This is a genomic window from Gemmata sp. SH-PL17, assembly GCF_001610855.1.
GTDB classification, from domain to species: domain Bacteria; phylum Planctomycetota; class Planctomycetia; order Gemmatales; family Gemmataceae; genus Gemmata; species Gemmata massiliana.
Genome location: NZ_CP011271.1, coordinates 8,266,580 through 8,284,417, shown reverse-complemented (window position 1 = coordinate 8,284,417; position 17,838 = coordinate 8,266,580). Strand labels below are relative to the sequence as shown.

Here is a 17,838-nt window from a genome sequence, read left to right as displayed (position 1 = left end):
CGAACGCCCGCGGGACTAAAGTACCTGGGTCGTCCTCGTTTTTGGATCGGCCCATCAATGTCGAAGTTCTTCAAGTACAAATCGGCCGCGGAACTGGGAGCGGAGAACGCCCGGCTCGGGATCGATTTGCGGTTCTCCGAAGACCTCGCACCTCTGTTCCAGCCCCTTGTTGTGGGGCCGCGAACCATCGGTAATCGGTGGGGCATTCACCCAATGGAGGGGTGCGACGGCGAACCGGACGGCTCGCCGGGCGAACTCACGTTTCGTCGGTACCAGCGCTTCGGCGCGGGCGGGGCGAAACTCATTTGGGGCGAAGCGTGTGCCGTCACGCCCCAAGCGCGAGCCAACCCCCGGCAAATAGTACTCAACGAATCGACCAAGTCCGCGTTCATGCGAATGGTCGCCGACTGTCGGAAGGCTCACTGCGACGCGAACGGAACAGATACCGACTTGCTCCTCGGACTGCAACTGACGCACTCCGGGCGCTACAGCCACCCGCATCCGATCATTGCTATCCACGACCCGATCCTCGATCCGCGCACGACCGCGAACCGGGCCACGGGTGCGCGCGTCACGGCCGACTACCCGCTCATTACCGACGACGAACTGAAGCGCCTCGTCGATGACTACGTTCGCGCCGCGAAACTCGCGGTGGAAGTGGGCTTCGATTTCATCGACGTGAAGCAGTGCCACCGTTATTTGCTGAATGAGTTGCTCGGCGCACGGAACCGCCCCGGTCCCTATGGTGGCAGTTATGAGAACCGCACCCGGTTCGCACGCGAAGTCTTCCAGGCCGTGCGCGCGGCGGTTCCCGCTTACGTCGTCCTCGCGACGCGGATGAACGTTTACGACGGCATCCCGTTTCACAAGTCGGCGAACGACGACGGTACCCCCGATACTCACGCGCTCCCACTCGTGAACGGCTGGGGGATGTCCGAGGGTGACCCCTTTACTGTGGATCTCACCGAACCGCTGCGCTGGATCGCGGAGATGCGCGCGCTGGGGGTAACGCTCGTCAACGTGACGATGGGCAACCCATATGCGCAGCCGCACTACGGGCGCCCGTTCGAGTACGCGCCGCCGGACGGCTACGAATCGCCCGAGCACCCGCTCACCGGCGTGGACCGGCACTTCCGCACGGTCGAAGCCATTCAGAAGACGTTCCCGGATCTCGCCCTCGTAGGGACGGGATACAGCTACTTGCAAGAGTTCCTGCCACAAGTGGCTGCGGCGAACGTCCGCGACGGGCGCGTGAGCATCGTGGGCGTCGGGCGCGGCACACTGTCCCAGCCGGACTGGGTGCGGCAGTTGCTCGATAGCGGCAAGCTTGATCGCAAACGCGTCTGCCGCACGTTCAGTTATTGCACGGCGATTATGCGCGCGAAGCAGCACCCGCTGGGTCAGTACGCGACCGGGTGCCCGCCCTTCGATAAAGAGGCCTACGGCGAAATTTGGAAGGAAGTGCAGCAGTTGAACGTGAAGAAATCGTAGTCTGCGAGCGAATGATAGGTTGAGAGCAAACTCGAACGCTGGCTCGGCGCCCACTCGTGCTCATCACGAACGGAGTTCGTTAGGCGGGCCGGTTGCGCCAAAGAGAACAGGCCCGCCATGTCCGCTCGTAGGTGGTTCATACTGCTCGGTTTCGTGCTCGTTTCGCTCGCGCTGTCGCTGGGGTGGTTCGTTTGGGCCGTGTTCAACGCGCCGCCCGGTCAGCGGATGGGCGCGGTGGGCATCACCGGTATCCTTCAGTTACTCGAGCTACCCCTCGCTTACGGCCTGCTGCGTTTCAGTGACTACGCCCACACGTGGGCCGTGCGCCTGAACCTCGTGAAGATCGCGGGCGCGGTCGGCCTCACGGTCGCCGGTGCCATTAGTAACCAAACCGAGCTGGTCGCGGCCGGGATCGCGGCGTGCGGGCTCTTCGTCGCGTACACCCTGTTTCTTCGGCGCAACGCCGAGTTCTTCGATTGATGGGCGATACAACAGGTGCGTACCCTCCTCCCCCGGAACGCTCCATGCGCACTAACCCCATCAAGCAGCTCCTGAAGTCCGGTAAGCCCACGGTCGGCACGTGGCTCTCGCTCGGGAGCGTCACCGCGGCGCGGTTCCTCGCCCGCTCGGGCTTCGACTGGCTCACGGTCGACGTCGAGCACTCGCTGGTGAACGTCGAAACCACCACGCACATGATCGCGTCCATCGCGGACGCCGGGAGCGTGCCACTCGCGCGCGTGCCCTCCAACCGACACGATCACATCAAGCGCGTCCTCGATAACGGCGGGTTCGGCGTCGTGGTGCCGATGGTGAACACGCGCCAGGAGGCCCAGGACGCGGTGAGCGCGTGCCTGTACCCGCCGTTCGGTACGCGGAGCGTCGGCGGCAGCGTTCACGCGCTGAACTTCGCCGCGAACCCGGTGGACTACTACGCCCGGGCGAACGACGAGATCCTCATTGTGCTCCAGTGCGAGCACATTCAGGCCGTGCGGAACTTCGAGGAGGTGTACTCCGTGCCCGGCGTCGACGCGGTGTTCGTCGGTCCCAACGACCTCGCCGCGAGCATGCGCAGCGCCGACGGCAAGCCGCCGCACCCGGACGTCTTCAAACAGGCGCTCGCGGACATCCTCGCCGCCGCGAAGCGGATCGGCGTCCCCGCCGGCATCCACACGTTCAGCATCGAGGAAGCGAAGTCGCGTATTGCGGACGGCTGGCAGTTCATCGCGGTGAACAGCGAACTGAAGTTCCTGACCGACGGGGCGAAGCAGGTCGTCGATGGCTTGGGGCTGGGCAAAGGGGGTGACCTCGCGAAGTATTGAACACCTGGGACCGCGGGCATCTTGCCCGCTGTGCGCGTGATGGAGAGGCGCCACGTGAATCACAAACCGCGCGCGTTTACCTGCTCTTCTCAAGTTCACAGCGAAGAGCGGGCAAGATGCCCGCGGTCCCAGGAAACCGACTAAAAATCTCCGTTGACCCCCGTTCTCACCGAGGTTATGCACGCGAGTGAAACCTTTAGAAACTCAAGGCGTGCGAACCGATGCGGTGGGCGTGGGTACGTTCGGTAATTGTGATAGCATGCGCGACCGCTCCGAGCGGGTGCCTGACGCGCGCCGAACAGCCGTCGCTCGCGTCTGTGGCCCGGTCGCTCGCGCCGGTGCAACAGGTTGAAGGCATCCAACTCGAATCGATCATCCTCGAGCGCCCCATCGGTGACCGGTTCCTCGATCGCGAACTCTGGGACTCGACGCTGCCGGTCGGTTCGCCCGAAATGCAAGTACTCCTGAGCGAGAACGGGTTACGGGCGGGCATCTTGGCCGGATCACTCCCACCGCGATTCCAGGCACTTCTCGAATCCGATGCCGAAGCGATCGCGGGGCGCGGGCTGACGTTCGCGAACCGCAAAGAAGAAGTGCTCCCGACCAGCGGGCCGAGCGATCTCTGTGAGTTCACCGTGCTCACGGATCTCGCCGGTAAGCGTGCCCCGGTCAGTCTCAAACAAGCCCGGGGCGGCATCCTCGTGCGGCCGGAAGCGACGAGTGACCGTCGCGTGCGGATCACGTGCGAACCGCAAATCCAGCACGGCGAGCGGCAACAGTACTTGCGCCCGTCGGAGGACGTGACCGGGTGGGTGAAGCACGAAGAGGTACCGCTCGTCCGTTACCAGCCCCTCGCGTTCGATGTTCCGCTTGGCCGGAGCGAGTACCTGGTGATCGGGTGGCGCGCGGACCAGGACGACACGCTCGGGGCCGCGCTCTTCGGTGTGGAAGCGAACGCTCAGCCACGGCAGCGGGTTCTCGTTATCCGCGCTCGCCAGGTGAACCCCAGTGCCACGCCCGATCTGCCGTCGCTCGGGTCGGGCGGGCGCCGGGCGTCCATCGCGGCCGAAGCCGGGCGCCCGCGCTAATCTCGTTGTCAACTCTCCGTGAAGACGTTCGGGAGCCGCACGTTTCGCGCCCCCCGAAACGTCCGTTTCGCACCGAGATCAGAACGACACCTTGTACTTCTCGGCGAGTTTGCGCTTCGCGTCGTAGACAGTCTTGTCGATCATCTCCCAGGTTTCGGCCCGGTGCTGCTTGTCGTCGGAGACCACCTTGGCCATCTGCTCCCGGATTTTGGGGATGTTGGTGTCCACGAACACGGGGTTGCTGAATAGCGCCGCGCCGCCCCACCACCCGAACGACCGGCCGCCCCCGTACCCGTAGAAGTACTGCTGCTCGGCCAGGGCCTTCGTATCGATCGGCACCCCGCGCAGGCTTTGGCCGATGGCCCGCAGGCGCCGGGCCGACTGGTGCGCGGCATCGATCGCGACCGGGTCCACGTTCCGGGGGCTGATGTGCAGGAGTTGGTCGGCCGCCTTATCGTGCCAGGTCGCGGTCTTATCGTAGTTCGGGCTGTCTTTCTTCTGAGCGATCTCGCCCAAGATCGTGTTCACGGCCTGGAGGTAGCGCTTGGTCGCGCTCGCGGTCGGCGTGGCGCCGGTCGTTCCCGGTTCGGGTTCCGCGGCCGGGTTCGGGAACGCGAACAGGGACACGATGTGCTTCAGGTCCGCGGTCGTTAGGCTCCCGGACAGAGTGAACGTCGTGTCTTTGAACTCGGCCTTCCAGCGCTCGAATCCCTCGATCGCGATCCCCTGGTCCTCGATCAGCTCGCGGACCAGATCCGGCAGCGTGTTCCTGAACCGGCTCGGTTCAACGGCGAACTCGATGGCGATGCTGGCGGTGATTTTGTCGGTCACCTTCGCCGAGAACGTCATCCCCTTCACCTGGGACAAGAAGCTCGCGAGCAGGTTCACGTCCGCGTTCTTGATCTTGGCCACCGCCGGACTGGTCGGCAGAGCCATTTTCAGGATGGTCTTGTCCACCGCGTCTTCGAGATCGACTGCGATGGTGACGGTGTTATCCTTGGCACCCTCGGTCGCTTTCTTCAGGTACGGCGACAGCGTGCCAGTCTTATTCGCGAGCGCGCTCTTCAGGTAGCGCGCGGTGAACTGGCGGTCGGCCGGGTATACGGCCACAAGGGTCGTGCTCGGGAGCCACGTGAAGTAGACGTCGCGCGGGGACAGCGCGGCCACCTGCCCAACGATGTCGTCGCTGGAACCGCCCTCGCGCGTGGCCACGTCGCGCATGTTCGGGAGGCTGCCCACGGTGACCAGCCCGACCTGGCATCCCCGAACCAGCGTGTTCAGGTTCACGTCCGCGGCCACAACTACCGCTTCCGCGTCGGACGGGACGAACCCCAACCCGCCGCGATTTCCGGGTTGGCCCTTCTCGCCCCATTTCTCACTCTTGGCGAGCGGACTGGCGTAAGCCCCTTTCGCGTCGACGAGCAACAGGGTGTTGGTGTTGGTCGGCGTGTATTTCAGAAGCCCGTCATACGGCCCCGCCGCACTCGCTGGGGCGGCGAGCGCGAGGAGCAAACACCAGACGACCGGAGCGGAGCGCGGCATGGGAGTCACCTCGGAGTGTGGCCGGAACGCACTCAATCTCGCGACCCGAGGGGGTGAAGTCAAGCGCCCGCCGCGCCGGAACGGTATCCCGATCGACAAAATTACGGGCACCCTAACACCTTTTCACGTCACCGCTTACTTCGTCTTCGATTTGACAACCTCGGCCAGAACGTCCGGCTTGCCCTCGGTCTTCTCCAAGCGCGGGTAGCGGGCACCGTCCTTGTAATCGAGCGCGTGCGTTTTGAAGAAGTCGCCGCTCTCGGCCAAGAGTTCGAGCTTCCCGCCGGATTTCGTTGCAGCGACGGCAGCCTTCAGGTTGTCCGTAGCGAACCGGCGCCCGTTGACCGCGATCACCTTCATGCCCGGGGCCAGTCCCGCTTTCGCCGCGGGCGAGTTCGGCACGATGTCACCCACGAGTCCCTCCCCGGTCACCGCGAAGCCGACCGAATCGGTCAGGTTGACGCCCTTCGCGAGCCCCTCCATCGTGGTGAACAGATCGGTGGGTTTCTCGGTGTAAGAGAGCTTCCAGCCGCCCTCGGTGATGCCTTCGAGCGGAGGCGTTTCCGCGGGCACTTCGACCCGGCGCGCGAAGTACGCTTTCCAGTCGCGTTCGGCGACCGCGTTGAGTGCATCGATCACGTTTTCGAGGTTGTACCCGCGCACCACGGGCGCTCCGGTGCCGTTCCCGAAGAAGGCCGTGCAGAAGTCGTCTATCGACTTCGCGCCTTTCGTTTGCGTGCGGATGAGCACGTCGACTTCGAGCCACAGCAGCGTGCCCTCGTCGTAGAAGTCCACCGCCCGCCGCGCGGAGCGCCACGATCCGGTCGCGTCGAAGAGCGTGCTCGCGGCCGCGGCGGTGTCGTCCAGCGGGCGCCACCCGCGGGCCTTCACGTTCGTCATGCGCGCGGCCGTCATCGCGAGGTAGTCGCGTGCGTCCTCCGCGGTGAGCAGCCCGGAACGCGCCGCGAGCAGCCACCCGAGGTAGTTGGTCAGCCCCTCGTAGACCCACAGCAACCGCGTTTGTTGGGGCTTCTGGTAATCGGGCATAATCATGTCGGCCGGGCGCCGGAACTTGCCGTTCCACGAGTGAACGAACTCGTGCGGGAACAGCGTGGCCGCGGCCTTGCGCTCGCCGGCTTTGACCAGCGCGAGTTCGGCCAGTCGGTTGTCGCTCGACTGGTGGTGCTCGATCCCGGCACGCGGGATGTGGTTGCTCAGCCCGAGCAGGAACGTGTAGTCGCGGTACGGTTTCGCCGGGCCGAATAGAGCTGCGGCCTCGCCGGGCAATTTGTTCCACGCTTTGAGCGTCGCTTCGGGCACTTCAAGACCGTCCGGGCTATCGCACGCGAGCACCACGCGGTGAAGTTGCCCCTCCTGGCCCGCACCGATGGGAACGATGCGCACGTTTTCGCCCGCCAAAAGTGGCGAATCGATGAGCGTTTCCAGCGTGGCCTCTTTGAACGCGACCCGCCCGTCTTTCTCCTCGCGCGGAACCAGCGCGGTCCCGTATTTCCACTTCTCCGGTAGCTTCACAGCGGCGTCGAACGTCAGGTCCAGCGGCTTCGCCAGTTTGGGGTACACGAGCACGTCGTTCCAGTTCATCGTCATGACCTTCGGCGACGCGACCGTCATGAACATCGCCCCGCCTTCGGCGCCGGCCGCGAGTAGCAGGTCAAAGGTCACCTCGATGGATGTGGCGCCGTCTGGCACCACGCAGTTGATGGTGAACGGGTCCGCGTCGTCGCGCTTCCAGTCGATCGCCTTCCCGCCGGCCCGCACGCGGAACTCGGTCACGTTCGCGATCTGGCCGACCGGTCGGTGCCGGCCCGGAATCCACTTCGGGTAGTGCAGCGCGATCGGTCCCGGTGCGGTCGGGATCACCTCGCGGACGTGGATGACTTTGCGCGACACCTCGGCCGCATCGACGGACAATTCGATGTTCTGCGCGAAGGTCAGCGGCGGGAACGCAGCGAGGGCGAACACAACGAGCGCGAAACGCAGCATAGCGAGCCTCTCCGGTTGCAAACGGGAGCCGCCATGATACCCGGCGCCCGCGCGAAAGTGTACTCGCCGCGTCTGTCGGCGGTTCACGAGGGTGTAACTAACTTCTCTGGTGGGGTTGGCGGAATTTGGGTAAGTGGGGTGTTCTCGGATGCGAACAGGGATGTTCTATGAGCAAGACCGTCACGATTGAAATCCCCGCCGAAAGCGAAGCGCTAGTCCGGCAGCTATTGGCCGTCCACGAAGAGCTCCAAGCTCTGGCGCTCTCCGCGGCCAACGGCACGGTCTTGGACGCCTGCGAAACGGCGGTCATACCCAAGGGACGCGAACTGACCAAAAACCTCTTGGCCGATGCGGTCACCCGACGCATCCAAGCCGCCGAAAAAAAGGGTCGCCGATCCGAATCTGCGACTGCGGGCGAGCCAAAGAAGACCGCGGGAAAAAGCCCCGGCAGTTCGTGACCACTGTCGGCCCTCTGAACCTCACGCGACACTATTGGCAATGCCGCTGTGGAGCCGAAGGAGCTTACGCAGCCGATGCCGTCATCGGTCTGACGCAGCGATTCAGCACGGTTCTTCAGAAGCATTGCTGTCGTTTGGCTGCCGATGTGTCGTTCGCCAAGACCCGCGAACATCTCCGGGAGTTGCTGGGAGTGAAGTTGGCCCCCGAGACCGCGCGCCAGCTCGTGGGAACGCATGGCCGGGCGATGACGACGTTCCAACCCCAGGATCACGCCACGGCCCAGACGTTTCGCCAAACCCCAGGCGAGATCGAGTTGGCGATTGACGCGGGCAAGGTCAATACCCGCGAAGAAGGCTGGAAAGACCTGAAGATCGCAGTGATTTCCAAGCGTGAGGCCGGCACGGCGGTATCACCCGAGCAGTGGCAGGACGACGAGCGCTTGCCCCCGGCCGGTGCGGTCGTGTCGTTCGCGATGATCGCCAAATCGAAAGTGTTTCGACGCCGTTGGGGTCCGTCGTTGCGTCAGTTGGGTGTGGCGCAGTGGTCGAGCGTCCATGCGTTGGGTGACGGGGCCAGTTGGATTTGGAAGTCGGTCAATCGTGTGCTGCCGGGTTGTCGAGAGACGCTGGACATTTACCACGCCAGTGAGCGGTTGAGCCTTTGTGCGCAGAGGATATTCGGCCAGGGGACCGACGAGGCCCGTGCTGCTTTTGAGCGCGGTCGCGACGTGTTGTTGCGTGAGGGTTGGGGTGGTGTGTGCGTGTGGGTGTCAGAACTGTTGTCCGTCGAGACTCTCGAAGAACGGACACGAAGGCAGAAGGCGACGGAGAAGTTGTTGGGCTACTTCGCCAAGCACACGAATCGTTTGGCGTATCGTGATCGGTTGGCCCGTGGCCAGGCCATCGGCAGCGGTGCGGTGGAAGGACAAGCCAAGACCCTGGGATTGCGTTTGAAAGCCCGAGGTGCTCGCTGGCTCAAGAAGAACGTCCGACCGATGGCGAGCCTGGTCTGCGTGCGGAACTCCATCCAGTGGCAGGCCTATTGGAGCTTGGCGGCATGACCCCAGAGAATTTGGATACACCCGTTCACGAGCCCCGAAGCTAGCAAACGCTAACGTTTTGGGATTGTGGGGCCGCCTTCTGGCTTGAAGAACGTGCCAACTCCGTACTGCTCTGAGAGTTCCGCATAGTTCCTTCACGCGAACACGATGCGACCAGATAACAATTGCTACAAACCATCCGGAATCCGCGATTTCGTGCTAACATCGAACTGAAAATTCCCTCAAAATGAGCCGCTTTTAGGTGGCCAAGCTGAGTGAACGGCTGATGTCAGCCGTTCGGAGAGTAGTCCACGAATGGGCTACTCTCCGAACATTGCGGATGCGATTTGCTGAATTATGTAGAATTGAACTAATGTTCACAAGTGATTAGCCCGAAATTTTCGGGCCGAACTTCATCCAACGGAAACCGGATCACCTTGGGGCGGATGACCCCGTCACGGTACAATCGCGGTGAGGGCGAACACCGATGTGGCGCCGGGTTTCGTAAAGGGGACTCATGCTCCGCGAAGTGCAGATCGACATCCGGCGGCAGCGTGCGAAAGCGGTCAAGTTTCAGATCGAGAACCTGGGCAAGAACCGCGTGTTCTCCGACTACCGAATCACAAACCCGGAGTCCGGCGGGCAGTACACGGTGTCCGTGAAAGGGTTCGAGGTCGGGGACAATTCCTGTACGTGTCCGGACTTCAAAGCGAACACGCTCGGCACCTGTAAACACATCGAGGCGGTGCTCGATCACCTCAAGGACGAACTCCCGCCGCACCTGCAAAAGAAGAAGGCCGCGGTCACTCGGCCGGAAATCTTCCTCCACTACGGCGAGCAACTTCAACTGGGCGCGCACATCCCGCCGCGCCACTCTGACAAGCTCGCGAAACTCGCGCACACGTACTTCGACGAAAAGGGCTTGTGGTCGGGGCGCGGGAGGTACACCGATCTGATTCGTGATGTGGAGGCGGTGCCCGAAGAGGTCACCGTGATGTCCGACGCGCTGGAGTTCGTGGATCGCGAGATCGAGCGCGCGGAACTACTCGCTCGCGAACAGATGTGGGTGAAGCAGCTCGAAGCCGGAACCCTCGACCTGAATCTGCTCTCCGTCCCGCTCTACGACTACCAGATGCGCGGGGCGCTGTTCCTCGCGTGCCGCGGGCGCAGCATCCTCGGCGACGACATGGGGTTGGGCAAGACCGCTCAGACGCTCGCCGCGGTCGAACTGCTCGCACGCGAGCGCGGTATCCAGCGGGCGCTCGTGGTGGCGCCCGCGTCGGTGAAGTACCAGTGGGAATCGGAGATCCGGAAGTTCACCTCGCGGCCGGTCCAGGTCATCGACGGCAGCCCGGAAGCGCGCCTCGATCAGTACGCGGAGCCGACGTTCTTCCGCCTCGTGAACTACGAGCAAGTCGTGCGCGACCGCGAGGCGATCAACGCCTGGAAGCCCGACGTGATCGTTCTCGACGAGGCCCAGCGCATCAAGAACTGGGAGGCGAAGACCAGCAAAGAGGTGAAGAAGCTCAAGAGCCGGTACGCGATCGTGCTGACGGGTACGCCGCTCGAAAACAAGCTCGAAGAACTGTACAGCATCGTGCAGTTCGTGGACGAACGGCGGTTCGGCCCCGCCTTCGAGTTCCTCTACGAGCACCGCGTGCTCGACGAGGCCGGCAACCTGAAGGGGTACCGCAATCTCGACAAGATCCGCGAGAAACTCGCGCCGATCTTCCTGCGGCGCACACGCGGCGAGGTGCTCACGCAACTGCCGGCCCGCACCGACAACACGGTGTTCGTGGAGCTGGCAGCCGAACAGCGCACGCACTACGAGGAACAGCGCACCACGCTCGCGCGATTGCTGCAAAAGAACTACCTCACTGACCTCGATCGAAAGCGCATACTTGCGTGTCTGGTCAACTTGCGCACTATCTGCGACAGCCTGTTCCTCTTCGACCGGCAGACGCGGATCTCACCAAAACTCGACGAGTTCGCAGAACTGGTGCCGGAACTGCTCAGTGACCCGACGTCCGCCGCGTCTGGTATTACTCCCCCTTCCTTTTTAGGGAAGGGGGTTGGGGGGTTAGGTTCTGCCGATAACCCCTCCCCAACCCCTCCCCTAAACGGAGAGGGGCTTAAGACGGGGAGCAACGGTGCAATGGCTTCTGTTCCTATTTCTGCTACCGATCACAAGCTGGTCGTTTTCTCGCAGTGGGAAACGATGGCGATGGAAGCGGCGAAGGTATTGGACAAACTCGGCGTCGGGTACGTGCTGTTACACGGCGGGCTGCCGGGCAAGGAACGCAAGGCCGTATTGGAACGGTTCCAAACAGACCCCGCGTGCAAGATCTTCCTTAGCACCGATGCGGGCGGCACGGGTCTGAATCTTCAAACCGCCGACACGGTGGTGAATCTCGAACTGCCGTGGAACCCGGCCGTGCTCGAACAGCGCATCGCCCGCGTTCACCGGATGGGTCAGAACCGCCCGGTGCGGGTGATCAATTTTGTCACACGCGGCACAATCGAAGAGAAGGTGCTGCGCACCGTTGAGGCCAAACAGGGGCTGTTCACGGGACTGTTTGCGGGCGATGCCGACGAAATCCCGTTCGAGGCAATCAATACCGGCGGGTTCCTCGATACGATGCGCGAACTGGTCGGCGACGAGTCCGGGGACAAGCCACTGAGTGCGGGGGCCAAAAAACGCGAGCCGGGCACCCGGAAGCCGGGAGAGGGCGCGGCACTCGCGCCCCGCGAATCGTCCGACCGATCAGGACTTGCGGCTCCGGATTCGATGTGGAACGGGATCGCGCAGATTATCGAAGGGGCGTGCGCGGTCGTCGCGAACCCGGACGCAGCGAAACAAATGCCGCCCGACGTCCGCGAACGCCTCGAAACGGCAATTCGGGCACTCGCAAGCAATCTTCGGCCGGAATCCGCGAATTAGGGACGGAGAGCGATTCGGTTGGTACGAACCGTGCAAATTCACCCGGGCGTTACAGCGGCCCGGTGCGGATTACCGGGTCCAGATTGGTTCCCCACGTTGGTGGGCAACCCACCCGGAGGATCTGCCATGAAGACGAAGGCATTTGCACTAGCGGCGATGGTGGTCGCGGGCGTGCTGAGCACCGCGGGTTCTGCTGATGCCCAGTACCGATACCGCGGCTCTCGCTCGTACACCTACACCAACCCGACCTACTACGCGCCGGTTTACACGGCTCCGGTCTATACGGCGCCGACTTACAACGGCGTCGTTGGAGTTGGCGCTTACACACCACTCGGCGGCACGAGCATGGTGGTGCCGAGCGGCTATTCGTCGTCCTATTACAGCCCGACGTACACCCCGACCTACACCTACCCGACGTACAGCTACAGTTATCCGACCTACGGGAGCTTCTACAGTGGGGGCGTTTACACCTCGCCGGGTGGAGCGTGGTACGGTCGGGGCTGGCGTCGATAGTACGTTAATAGGCCGCAAAGCAGACTTTACGGCTTGTTACATTTCGCGGTGAAAGAGAAATCTCATTAGTCGGTAATATCTAACGTCACACGGCAACGTGGACTTCAACATAGGAGACACATCATGAAACGCTTTGCTATCGCGGCCGTTCTTGCTGCCGCCCTCGGTTTCGGGACCGCAGCCACCGCCAACGCTCAGTACGTTCAGCGGTACACGACCATCACCCCGAACGGTGGTGTGGTCATCAACAACGGGTACTCCAACTGGGGTGCGTACCAAACCAACAACACGTACATCTCGCCGTTCGGAACCGTGAAGCAGCGCTCGTACTATGGCGACGTGTTCGGTAACAGCTACGGCGCCTCCACCGGCTACAACTTCTACAGCGGCTACGGCTACAACCGCGGGTTCTACCAACCCAGCCCGTTCGTGTACCCCTCTTACGGTTACCGCTACGGTTACTACGGCCGCCGCTGGTAAGCGGAGCGACGAAACTCAACATTCAACGGGCCGCGGACGAATCCGCGGCCCGTTGGCGTTTACGGCCCGGCTCCATCCACAAGCACGTCGGGAGCTTGAGTTCGATGTGGATCGAACCCCTATCACCGCGTTCACTCCGACGGGACAACGCTTCTAATTACCTCACCTCAATCAGCCGGCACTCGGACAACATTTGTTCGTCGCCGTCCCCCACGAGCAGCAGCTTGCCCCCCACGCACCGCGTCGGGCCGTTGTCTGGGCACACGTGGTCGGTGTCGGTGCCGAGCGCGAACTCTCCCTCCGTGCGGTACGAGACCGGGTACACGAGCGGCAGGTGAACGGGCATCGTCGTGCCGTCGCGTAGCGTGAGTGTCGCAGAGCGGTAGAGTTGGTCGAGCAGCGCCGCGGCCGGCGCGAGTTGTACCTTCCGGAGCGCCTCCCACGGCACCCATACGTACTCGCCCCCGCGGAACACTTCCAGCACGGACGCGAACCGATCGTCGGCGTCGCGCAGCCCGTCGAACTCGGACCCGTTAATGAACCCGCGAACGTGTGGACTCGCGGCGTCGGCCGCGTCGATGGCCCGCATCGCGTTGTCCGGTTCCGCGCGCCGGAGGAACCTCACGGCCTTCCAGCGCCGGGTCGCGTGGCTTGGTGGCGGCTCGGGGAGAATGTTCGGTTCGCGCCCGCCCCCGGTGCGGAGCCGTTCACTCCGGAACAGCCGGTGGAACTCCCGTTCCACTTCCGGCCACTCGGGTTCGTCGATTTGGATTCGTGCGAGGTGCTCGAGAGCGTCGTCGAACCGCCCGGCGAACGCGAGCAGGTCGACGAGCAACCGCCGGGCGGCGGGATCGGTCGGTGTGGCGGCGACCACGGTCTCTTGGTGTGCGACCGCGTCCGCCAGCCGCCCTTCGGCGAGCATATCGTGAACTGTCATTCAAACATTTTATGCGATTACGCGGCTCGCGCAACCGCCGTCGCGTTCGCGGGTACTGCGACCGGCACTGGATGACCGCTCAGGCGCGACAAAACGTCCGTGACCTGGAACGGATTGAGCGTCTGAATGACTTCTGATTCGACGGACATTTCGGGGAACCGGAGGGCCACATCCAACGCGGGTCGCACGGTCGCCGGCCCGACCAACACGACGCGCTCGCCCGCGACACGCGGAACAGCGGCGAGTGCCTGTGTCGGCCAGAGCCAGTGTTCGCACCCGGCCAGTCCGACCGGTAACGTACCGTCGGGTAACAGGGCCGCGGGCTTGAACATCTGGAAACCTAAAGACAACCCCTCCCCAACCCCTCTTTGCTTGCTCTCCGGCCCTGTCAGCAGAGCTTCTCGCGGGCCGGAGTACGGAGAGGGGCTTAATATCGAAGGCGTCACCCCTGTTGCTTTTGTCTTTTCTCCCCTTCCCTTCAGGGAGGGGGTTGGGGGGTAGGTCAGCCCCGTTTCCGCGAGTAAGCGGTGCAGTTGTGCAATTCCGGCCGCCCCGCGAACGTGCAGGCGCACTCCCGCGCGCTCGTTCGGTGCAACGACGAGGAACACTTCGTCGTCCGGCACCGCGAGCAAGTCCGCGAGGTCGTTCGCGGCAGCGTTGTGGGGTGCCATCGCGAGCGCGGCGGCTTTAAGGCCGTCGAGTGCCCGCGCGAGCCGCCGAACTTCCACGTGTGCCAACAGCGTCGGCAGTTCGGTCGCGATGAGGGTCGTGAGTTCGGCGAACCGGTCCTGTACGGCGGGGCGCACGGCTTCGAGTTCGGCCTGGCGCTTCGCGTCGAAGAAGAACACGGCCGGCTCGTTCCATCGGGCCGGCCGGAGTTGCTTCGCGGCGCGTATCAGTGCCTCACGCAGAACGAGAAGGCGCGGGCGCGCGGCAAACGCCAGATCACCCGTGTCAGGCAACGCGACGGGGGGCACCCCCGCACGGTAGTCGGAGAGATTAGCGGACATACGGCGCGTCCTCCTTGACGGGCGCGCCGCATTAAACGCGAGAGTCGGAAATGATTTCAAGTGGAACCCGGGAAACGTCTAGCGCCCATCAAACGGAAGCGCCCGATGTGAACTTCCCATTTTGCGCGGTCCACCGCAAACACCACCCCGATTGGTCCGATAATAGCAACTCGCAACTCGCCCATGACCTTCAACGCACCTCGTGACTCGCCGAATTCGTCCGCGATCCAGGTGAGGCCGTCCAGAATCTTGCGGGCCGCGGCGAGTGCCTCGGTCCGCTGCCCGCGAGCGGCAGCACGAGCGACCACGTCACGCAATTGGTCCTTGACAGCTTCGGAGAGGAGCACGCGAAACTGAGGGGCGGACATCAGGGCGTCCCCTCGAACTCGCGTTCGATCTCCGTCAGCGCGTCGCGCATCGACAGCACGGATTCTTGCGACCGAAGGGCGAGGAAGTAATCGTCCGTGAGGTCGTCGTTGGGGTGAAGGTGGTCGTAGAGTGCGAAGAACGCGCGCCGCAGGCGCGCGTGTTCGGCGGTGAGAGCGCGAATGGTCGCTCCCAGTGAACTCGCCTCTTCTTTAGTGCGAAGCGGGTGCGTGGGGGGTACGTTCCCGCCTCGCGCAAGAAGCGCGAGTACGGTTTGCCCCTCAGCTTCCATAATTTCGGGCGTTTGGCTGCGGATGTGTGCGGCAGTTGCTTCGTCCAGCACCCCGGCTGTGGCCGGGTCTTCAAGTATCGCGCGGCACCAGTGGCGCAGGTTCGAGCACCGCGCACGAAGTGCGACTGCTTCCCGCTCCAAACCGTCGGCAGAGTCGCTCGACTGCGGGGTGTAGCCGTTCGAGTCCGCGGGGGGCGTATTGGGAGCCGTGTCGTCCATTGCGATTCTCCGTGACGACTTCAGTTTAACGCCCCCGCGACGGTTATGTCAGCCGTTCAGTTCCACGGCCTCTTCCCAGTGCTGGTACAGGAGCGCGAGGGCGTTCTTCGATTTCTCCAGGTCGGCCATCGTGTCGCGGAGTCGCGTCGCGTCCTTGTACACGTCGGGCGTTTGCATCGCGGCTTCGAGGTCCGTGATCTTCTGTTCGGTCTTCGCGATGTCCGCTTCGAGGTCCGGTACTTTCCGGTACGGGAACTTCCGTTTGGGCTTTGCGGGTTTCGCGTCGCCTATTGGCGCTCGTGGGGCGCTCGCGGGTTCATTTCCGCTGGCCTTCCGACCGGAGCCAGCCTTTTCGTTCGCTTTGTCAGCCTGTTCGCGGGCCTGACGCAGCAACTCGTAGGTGTCGTAGTTGCCGTAAACGACTTCCGTAGTGCCGTCGGCGAAGACGATCATCAGGTCCGCGACGCGGTTCAGGAAGTAGCGGTCGTGGCTCACGACAATACACGTGCCCTCGTATTCTTTCAGCGCCTGTTCAAGCGAGTCGCAGGCCCAGATGTCGAGGTGGTTTGTCGGTTCGTCGAGGATGAGCAGGTTCGCGCCGTTCACCGTGAGCTTCGCGAGCGCGGCCCGCGACCGCTCGCCCCCGGAGAGTGATTTGATGGGGTGCTCGACGATCTCGCCGTGCAGCCCGAAGCTGCCGAGCAGGTCGCGCATCTTCTGCTCAGTCTGCTGCGGGTCGTCGTCGGGCCACACGGCCCGGATCACGCTCTTTTCGGGGTCGAGGATCGCGAGGTGCTGGTCGAGGTAGCCCGGGAACACGAGGTGCCCGCGCTGCACGAGGCCACTCGTCGGTTCCTCTTCGCCGAGGAGGATCTTGAGCAGCGTCGTTTTGCCACAGCCGTTGGCGCCCATGATGCCGAGGCGCTTACCGCGCGGGAGGTCGAAGTTCAGGTTCTCGAACAACTTCTTCTCGCCGAATCGCTTCGTCAGATCCTCGGTGTGGAACACGACGTCGCCGGAGCGCGCGACTTCGCTGAACGCGATGTTCGGCCCGCTCACCTTTGTGGGTTTTTCGATCCGGTCGATCCGGTCGAGCGCCTTCACGCGCGACTGGGCCTGTTTCGCAAGCTGTCCGTAGTGCGCTCGGCGGATGTACTCTTCCTGCTTCTCGATGTATTCCCGCTGCGCCTCGAATTCCTTCAGCTCGCGCTCGAACTTCTCGTCGCGGAGCCGCACGTACTGTTTGAAGCTCCCGGGGTAACTCGTGATTTTCCGCTGGTGTAGCTCGAACGTCTTGTTCGTCACCTTGTCGAGGAAGTACCGGTCGTGGCTGACGACGAGCATGCCCTCGGGCTGTTGCGCGAGGTAGTTTTCGAGCCACCGTGTGGTGCTGATGTCGAGGTGGTTGCTCGGCTCGTCGAGGAGCATCACGTCGGGCGCGGAGAGGAGCAGTTTCGCGAGCAGCAGCCGGCGCTGCTGGCCGCCGGAGAACGTGTTCACGTCGCGGTCGAGGTCCGTAGCCTTGAACCCCAGACCCGCGAGCACGCCCTCGACCTTGTGGTCGAGTTCAAATGCGTCGTGGTGGCGGAGCAGTTCGGTGAGGCGGTCGAACCGCGCGCTCAATTGCTTGTGTTGGATCTCGTCGGTCGCCGCGGCGAGTTCTTCCGCCACGCGCTCGAACTCGCGCTGCGTTGCGAGCAATTCGTTGAACGCGCTCTTCGCTTCCTCGAACAACGTGCGCCCGACGGGGAACTCGGCGACCTGTTGGAGCAACCCGAGGCGCGCGCCCGCGTGCAGTTGGACCTTCCCGGAATCGGGTTCGTCCAACCCCGCGAGGATGCGCAGCAGAGTCGTTTTGCCGGCCCCGTTCGGGCCGACGAACCCGACCCGCTCGCCCGCGTGGATCTCGAACTCCACGTCTTCAAAGAGCGGGGTCGCGTCGTACCCGCGGGACACGTTCGTACAGGAAAGGAGCAGCATGCGTGAACCGTAAAGGGTACCGAAGAACCTAACCCCCCGACCCCCTTCCCTGAAAAGGAAGGGGGAGAAAAGCAGAAGACAAAGCCAACTGCGTTCCAGTCACCGGTATTAAGCCCCTCTCCGTTTAGGGGAGGGGTTACAGCCCCCCCCCGACCCCC

16 protein-coding genes are annotated in these 17,838 nt (G+C 63.4%); 9 read left to right on the top strand and 7 right to left on the bottom strand.

What is annotated here, in order from left to right; genetic code table 11:
• Positions 1–57 precede the first annotated feature (57 nt).
• The 4 genes from VT84_RS34495 to VT84_RS34480 all read left to right on the top strand — a co-directional run bounded on the left by VT84_RS34495 (position 58) and on the right by VT84_RS34480 (position 3,898).
• Positions 58–1,491, top strand: coding sequence for an NADH:flavin oxidoreductase (locus VT84_RS34495; protein ID WP_052550583.1), 1,434 nt, complete (start codon positions 58–60; stop codon positions 1,489–1,491).
• A gap of 117 nt (positions 1,492–1,608) precedes the next feature.
• Positions 1,609–1,971 carry a hypothetical protein gene (locus VT84_RS34490; protein WP_052550585.1) on the top strand — a complete coding sequence of 121 codons (363 nt, stop codon included), beginning with the start codon at positions 1,609–1,611 and terminating at the stop codon, positions 1,969–1,971.
• Between the two features lie 44 nt (positions 1,972–2,015).
• Positions 2,016–2,810 carry an HpcH/HpaI aldolase family protein gene (locus VT84_RS34485; protein ID WP_082842737.1) on the top strand — a complete coding sequence of 265 codons (795 nt, stop codon included), beginning with the start codon at positions 2,016–2,018 and terminating at the stop codon, positions 2,808–2,810.
• Positions 2,811–3,061: 251 nt separating this feature from the next.
• Complete coding sequence (locus VT84_RS34480) at positions 3,062–3,898, top strand: hypothetical protein (protein WP_157470166.1); 837 nt, start codon at positions 3,062–3,064, stop codon at positions 3,896–3,898.
• 78 nt (positions 3,899–3,976) lie between these two features.
• Here VT84_RS34480 and VT84_RS34475 read toward each other — a convergent pair whose 3' ends face one another.
• Both VT84_RS34475 and VT84_RS34470 read right to left on the bottom strand, forming a co-directional pair.
• A complete protein-coding gene (locus tag VT84_RS34475) occupies positions 3,977–5,440 on the bottom strand; it encodes a hypothetical protein (RefSeq protein ID WP_082842736.1) in 1,464 nt (487 codons plus the stop codon).
• 135 nt (positions 5,441–5,575) lie between these two features.
• Complete coding sequence (locus tag VT84_RS34470; RefSeq protein ID WP_082842735.1) at positions 5,576–7,444, bottom strand: M61 family metallopeptidase; 1,869 nt, start codon at positions 7,442–7,444, stop codon at positions 5,576–5,578.
• Between the two features lie 167 nt (positions 7,445–7,611).
• On the opposite strand from VT84_RS34470, the gene VT84_RS34465 reads away from it, so the two are divergent.
• The 5 genes from VT84_RS34465 (at position 7,612) to VT84_RS34445 (ending at position 12,876) form a co-directional block, all read left to right on the top strand.
• Positions 7,612–7,902, top strand: coding sequence for a hypothetical protein (locus VT84_RS34465; protein ID WP_052551189.1), 291 nt, complete (start codon positions 7,612–7,614; stop codon positions 7,900–7,902).
• Between the two features lie 134 nt (positions 7,903–8,036).
• Positions 8,037–8,963, top strand: a complete 927-nt coding sequence (locus VT84_RS34460; RefSeq protein WP_157469072.1) for a hypothetical protein — start codon at positions 8,037–8,039, stop codon at positions 8,961–8,963.
• Positions 8,964–9,459: 496 nt separating this feature from the next.
• Positions 9,460–11,883, top strand: coding sequence for a DEAD/DEAH box helicase (locus VT84_RS41505; RefSeq protein ID WP_082842734.1), 2,424 nt, complete (start codon positions 9,460–9,462; stop codon positions 11,881–11,883).
• 126 nt (positions 11,884–12,009) lie between these two features.
• Complete coding sequence (locus tag VT84_RS34450) at positions 12,010–12,396, top strand: hypothetical protein (protein ID WP_082842733.1); 387 nt, start codon at positions 12,010–12,012, stop codon at positions 12,394–12,396.
• Between the two features lie 123 nt (positions 12,397–12,519).
• Positions 12,520–12,876 (top strand): hypothetical protein, encoded by a 357-nt coding sequence (locus VT84_RS34445; RefSeq protein ID WP_082842732.1) that lies wholly within the window; start codon positions 12,520–12,522, stop codon positions 12,874–12,876.
• 157 nt (positions 12,877–13,033) lie between these two features.
• Here VT84_RS34445 and VT84_RS34440 read toward each other — a convergent pair whose 3' ends face one another.
• Genes VT84_RS34440 through VT84_RS34420 form a run of 5 tightly spaced genes read right to left on the bottom strand, consistent with a single transcriptional unit; the run spans position 13,034 to position 17,680 of the window.
• The gene (locus VT84_RS34440; protein ID WP_082842731.1) at positions 13,034–13,813 is read right to left on the bottom strand and encodes a type VI secretion system accessory protein TagJ; all 780 of its coding nucleotides are present in this window, start codon (positions 13,811–13,813) and stop codon (positions 13,034–13,036) included.
• A gap of 17 nt (positions 13,814–13,830) precedes the next feature.
• A complete protein-coding gene (locus tag VT84_RS34435) occupies positions 13,831–14,823 on the bottom strand; it encodes a hypothetical protein (protein ID WP_082842730.1) in 993 nt (330 codons plus the stop codon).
• 56 nt (positions 14,824–14,879) lie between these two features.
• A complete protein-coding gene (locus VT84_RS34430) occupies positions 14,880–15,191 on the bottom strand; it encodes a hypothetical protein (protein ID WP_052550604.1) in 312 nt (103 codons plus the stop codon).
• Positions 15,191–15,700 (bottom strand): hypothetical protein, encoded by a 510-nt coding sequence (locus tag VT84_RS34425; protein WP_082842729.1) that lies wholly within the window; start codon positions 15,698–15,700, stop codon positions 15,191–15,193. The genes VT84_RS34430 and VT84_RS34425 overlap by 1 nt, the downstream gene beginning before the upstream one ends.
• A 48-nt stretch (positions 15,701–15,748) precedes the next feature.
• Positions 15,749–17,680 (bottom strand): ABC-F family ATP-binding cassette domain-containing protein, encoded by a 1,932-nt coding sequence (locus VT84_RS34420; protein ID WP_082842728.1) that lies wholly within the window; start codon positions 17,678–17,680, stop codon positions 15,749–15,751.
• Between the last annotated feature and the right edge of the window lie 158 nt (positions 17,681–17,838).

Excerpts from the sequence above, each read along its gene's own strand:
- VT84_RS34485 (WP_082842737.1), top strand. The coding sequence starts at position 2,016 with ATGCGCACTAACCCCATCAAGCAGCTCCTGAAGTCCGGTAAGCCCACG.
- VT84_RS34435 (WP_082842730.1), bottom strand. The coding sequence starts at position 14,823 with ATGTCCGCTAATCTCTCCGACTACCGTGCGGGGGTGCCCCCCGTCGCG.
- VT84_RS34420 (WP_082842728.1), bottom strand. The coding sequence starts at position 17,680 with ATGCTGCTCCTTTCCTGTACGAACGTGTCCCGCGGGTACGACGCGACC.
- VT84_RS34430 (WP_052550604.1), bottom strand. The coding sequence starts at position 15,191 with ATGTCCGCCCCTCAGTTTCGCGTGCTCCTCTCCGAAGCTGTCAAGGAC.
- VT84_RS34490 (WP_052550585.1), top strand. The coding sequence starts at position 1,609 with ATGTCCGCTCGTAGGTGGTTCATACTGCTCGGTTTCGTGCTCGTTTCG.
- VT84_RS34470 (WP_082842735.1), bottom strand. The coding sequence starts at position 7,444 with ATGCTGCGTTTCGCGCTCGTTGTGTTCGCCCTCGCTGCGTTCCCGCCG.
- VT84_RS34445 (WP_082842732.1), top strand. The coding sequence starts at position 12,520 with ATGAAACGCTTTGCTATCGCGGCCGTTCTTGCTGCCGCCCTCGGTTTC.
- VT84_RS34465 (WP_052551189.1), top strand. The coding sequence starts at position 7,612 with ATGAGCAAGACCGTCACGATTGAAATCCCCGCCGAAAGCGAAGCGCTA.
- VT84_RS34425 (WP_082842729.1), bottom strand. The coding sequence starts at position 15,700 with ATGGACGACACGGCTCCCAATACGCCCCCCGCGGACTCGAACGGCTAC.
- VT84_RS34450 (WP_082842733.1), top strand. The coding sequence starts at position 12,010 with ATGAAGACGAAGGCATTTGCACTAGCGGCGATGGTGGTCGCGGGCGTG.
- VT84_RS34475 (WP_082842736.1), bottom strand. The coding sequence starts at position 5,440 with ATGCCGCGCTCCGCTCCGGTCGTCTGGTGTTTGCTCCTCGCGCTCGCC.
- VT84_RS41505 (WP_082842734.1), top strand. The coding sequence starts at position 9,460 with ATGCTCCGCGAAGTGCAGATCGACATCCGGCGGCAGCGTGCGAAAGCG.
- VT84_RS34495 (WP_052550583.1), top strand. The coding sequence starts at position 58 with ATGTCGAAGTTCTTCAAGTACAAATCGGCCGCGGAACTGGGAGCGGAG.
- VT84_RS34440 (WP_082842731.1), bottom strand. The coding sequence starts at position 13,813 with ATGACAGTTCACGATATGCTCGCCGAAGGGCGGCTGGCGGACGCGGTC.